The 239-nt window shown below is 45.6% G+C and carries 1 protein-coding gene; it reads left to right on the plus strand.

The features are described from left to right. On the plus strand, positions 1–239 hold a 239-nt coding region (gene yfbV / locus Q4519_RS22065; RefSeq protein ID WP_303516128.1), incomplete at both ends, for a terminus macrodomain insulation protein YfbV.

Below are 239 nucleotides of genomic sequence, written 5' to 3' on the forward strand. Positions count from 1 at the left end.
CTGTGTTTGCTGAAATGTTTATGCCGATGTTGGCAGTGTTTACGATTCTGCTGCAATACCAAGTTGGCCATGAAATGTTTTGGCCGAATACGGTAGGCATGGTTTTATTTATGGTTAGTTTACCGTTGCAGGGGATTTACTGGTTAGGTAAGCGTGCGCACAGCCCGTTACCGCCTAGTTTGGTGCGCTGGTATCACCAGATCCATCAAATAGTAGCGCAGCATAGTAGTGAAGAGAAT

Source organism: Motilimonas sp. 1_MG-2023 (assembly GCF_030547455.1).
Taxonomy (GTDB): domain Bacteria; phylum Pseudomonadota; class Gammaproteobacteria; order Enterobacterales; family CBDFNC01; genus Motilimonas.